The following is a 3,217-nucleotide window of genomic DNA, read 5'->3' as shown; positions in this document are numbered from 1 at the left end:
TCGTCGACGACGGGTCCGGCGACGGCCCCGCGGTCCTCGACCAGCGCACCTTCGAGCGCGGCGTCGAGGGCGAGACGCGCTCCTGCGGCACCGGCGCGGTCGCGGTCGTCGCGGCCGCCCGCCGGCTGGGGCTGATCGAGGGCGAGTCGGCCGTGAGCCGTCCGCCGGGCGGCGAACTGGAGATAACGGCCCCCGACGCGGGCCACGCCACGCTCGCAGGCCCCGTGGCCCACGAGTTCTCGGGGACGCTCCCCGCCGACCCGCGATGAGCGAGGGAACCGGCCCGGACCCGGACCGCGGCTCCGCATTCGATCCGGTCTCGTTCCTCGAAGAGGCGGTACGGATCCCCTCTCACGAGTCGCCCGACGAGATGCGCGAGCTCGTCGTCGACCTGCTGGACGACCGAGGCGCCGACCCCGCGGTCGTCGCGGACGGCTGCGTCCTCGCGGAGAAGCGCTCCCCGGCGCCCGAGGCGGGCCCGCATCTCGTGTTGAACACGCACCTCGACACGGTGACGCCGCACGTCCCGTTCGAGCGCGGCGCGGCGCGCGACGGCGAGCGGGCGGCGGCGCCGAACGCGAGCGCCGGAGGCGAGGCCGAAGCGGTGGTCCGCGGGCGCGGCGCCTGCGACGCGAAGGGGCCGCTCGCGGCGCTCGTAAACGCCTTCCTCGCCGCCGATCCGGACCGCGGGCGGCTCACGCTCGCGCTCACGCCCGACGAGGAGGCGCTGTCGCTCGGCGCGGCCGCGCTGACCGGGCGGCTTCCGGGGACCGACGACCGGCTCGACGGCGACCTGTTCCTCGTCGGCGAGCCGACCGGCCTCGACGCGTGTACGGCCGCGAAGGGGCGGTTTCAGGGGACGGTCGAGCTGTCCGGAACCGCGGCGCACGCCGCGGAGTTCGCCGGCGCGAACGCGGTCGCGGCCGCGGAGGACGCGCTCGCGGCGATCCGGACGTTCGACGAGGGGGGCGACGCCCACCCGCAGCTCGGCCCGCCGAAGCTCACCGCCACGGTGATCGAGGGGGGCGCGGCCACCAATCAGGTGCCGGCGGACTGCGCGATCACCGTCGACCGGCGGAGCGTCCCGCCGGAGACCGCCGAGGAGTTCCGGTCGTCGCTGGGCGAGGCGGTGCGGGAGTCGCTGTCGACCGGCGCGGCCGACGACGGCGTCGACGCCGACGTCGCGCTCACCGACCGCGAGTCGCCGTTCCTGGAGGCGTTCGCGACGGACCCGGACCACGAGCTCGTCCGAACCGTGGCGGCCGCGGCGCGCGAGGCGGGCGACGCGGTCGGCCTCCCGAGCGGGCGCGGCGGCGACGCCCGCCCGTTCGGCGCCGCGACGGAGGCCTCCTACTTCGCGCCGGCGCCGACGGTCGTGTTCGGCCCCGGCGACCCCGCGGACGAGTCGGGCGCAGTCGCGCACGCGAAGCGGGAGTACGTGCGGGTCCGCGAGGTCGAGGCGGCCGCGGCGGCCGTCGAGGACGCGGTCGCGTCGCTCCTCGGGTAGCCGTCCGCATCGGCGCGCGTCGCCGCCGTCGCGTTTAAAGCAGGAACGTCTCCTCCTCCTCGGCGAGGTCGACGAAGTCGTCGGCGGCCTCGATCAGCTCGTCGGCGGCGGAGTTGCCGAACCCCATCGCCTCCACGCGGACGCCCTCGTGGCGGAGGTGCGAGCAGAGCCGCGCGAAGTCGCCGTCGCCGGTACAGAGGACGACGGTGTCGACGTGGCTCGCCAGGGAGACGGCGTCGAGGCTCATCCCGAGGTCCCAGTCGGCCTTCTTCGAGCCGTCGGCGAACGTCTTGATCTCCTTGATCTTCGTCTCGAAGCCGATGTCGCGGAGCGCCTCGAAGAAGCTCTCCTCCTCCGGGGAGTCGGCGCGGATCACGTACGCGATGGCGCGCACCAGCGACCGGTCCGCCACGGCGGCGTCGAGCAGGCCGGAGTAGTCGATGTTCCGCGAGTAGACGCTCTGTGCCGAGTGGTACAGGTTCTGCGAGTCCGCCAGCACGGCGACGCGCTGGTCCGGGTGAATGTCGGTCATGCGTCACCCTTCACCCCCCGCCGTTAGGGGCTTTGGGATCGGCGCGACCGCGGTCGCGGGCCCGTCGCGGCGGCGTCGGCCGCAACGACCACCATGGTTTATGTCAGACGATGGCGACCGTGGCCCATGGACGAAAAGCGGTTCGTCGTCGCCCTCTTCGGCCTCGCGGTCGCGCTCGTCGCCGGCTACGTGGCCTACCGGTTCGTCGCCCCGCTCACGGTCGCCGTCTTCCTCTACTACTCGACGCGGCGCTTCTACCACCGGCTCGAACGCTTCCGGCTGCCGGCCCGGGTGCGCGCGGCGGTGTCGCTGTCGGTCATCGGCGTCCCGCTCATCGGGCTCGTGAGCTACACGCTGGTCCTGCTGATCTTGGAGGCGCGGCGGTTCATCGAGACCTACCCGGTGACCGACACCATCGGCGCGGAGAACTCGGTGGTCGGCGACCTCGCGGAGCTGTCGAACCCGACGATGGACGAGCTGCTCGCGGCGTACCGCTCGGGGCAGTTCGACCCGCTCATCGAGCTCGTCTCCGAGCAGGCGTCGCTGCTGGCCAGCACGGTGTCCGGGCTCGCCCTGAACCTCCTCATCACCGTCGTCGTCACCTACTACCTGCTCATCGACGGCTCCAAGTTCCACGACTGGCTGCTCTCCTTCGACGACGACGCGGTCGTCCGCGAGTACCTCGAGACCGCAGACGACGAGCTGGAGGCGGTGCTGTACGGGAACCTGCTCAACGTCATCGCCATCTCGGTCATCGCGGTCGTCACCTACCTCGGGTACAACGCGGTCGCCCCCGGCGCGGTCGAGATCCCGTACCCGACGCTCTCGGGCGCGCTCACCGGCGTCGCCAGCCTGATCCCCGTGATCGGGATGAAGATCGTCTACATCCCGATCGCGGCGGCGATGTCGATACCGATCGCGCTCGACGGCGAACTCGAGCTGCTCGCGTACGTCGCCGGGTTCCTCGCCGTCGCCGTCGTGGTCGTCGACACAATCCCGGACATCGTCCTCCGGCCGTACTTCAGCGGCAAGACGACGCACGTCGGGCTGCTCATGCTCGCGTACATCCTCGGTCCTGTCGTGTTCGGCTTCCACGGGCTGTTCCTCGCGCCGATAGTCCTCGTGCTGGCGCTGACGTTCGCGGACACCGCGCTGTTGCGCCGGCTCGACGCCGAGCA

At 72.6% G+C, this 3,217-nt stretch carries 3 protein-coding genes and 1 pseudogene; 3 read left to right on the top strand and 1 reads right to left on the bottom strand.

Features of this window, described 5'->3' with window-relative positions; all coding sequences use genetic code 11:
• Window positions 1–269 (top strand): annotated as a pseudogene (locus B9G38_RS15455) (diaminopimelate epimerase); the annotation flags it as partial.
• Window positions 266–1,507, top strand: coding sequence for a M20/M25/M40 family metallo-hydrolase (locus B9G38_RS15450; RefSeq protein ID WP_086220966.1), 1,242 nt, complete (start codon window positions 266–268; stop codon window positions 1,505–1,507). The pseudogene B9G38_RS15455 and the gene B9G38_RS15450, both read left to right, overlap by 4 nt.
• A 34-nt stretch (window positions 1,508–1,541) precedes the next feature.
• On the opposite strand, the gene B9G38_RS15445 is transcribed toward B9G38_RS15450, so the two are convergent.
• The gene (locus B9G38_RS15445) at window positions 1,542–2,039 is read right to left on the bottom strand and encodes an NYN domain-containing protein (protein WP_086220965.1); all 498 of its coding nucleotides are present in this window, start codon (window positions 2,037–2,039) and stop codon (window positions 1,542–1,544) included.
• Window positions 2,040–2,165: 126 nt separating this feature from the next.
• On the opposite strand from B9G38_RS15445, the gene B9G38_RS15440 reads away from it, so the two are divergent.
• Window positions 2,166–3,217: AI-2E family transporter (locus B9G38_RS15440; RefSeq protein WP_143415520.1), on the top strand; the 1,052-nt coding region annotated here is incomplete at its 3' end.

This window comes from Halorubrum sp. SD612, from assembly GCF_002135005.1.
The sequence above is the reverse complement of the archived record's forward strand: the minus strand, read 5'-3'. Positions and strand labels throughout refer to the sequence as shown.

Coding starts and splice junctions, on each gene's coding strand:
- B9G38_RS15450 (WP_086220966.1), top strand. CDS start 266: ATGAGCGAGGGAACCGGCCCGGACCCGGACCGCGGCTCCGCATTCGAT.
- B9G38_RS15445 (WP_086220965.1), bottom strand. CDS start 2,039: ATGACCGACATTCACCCGGACCAGCGCGTCGCCGTGCTGGCGGACTCG.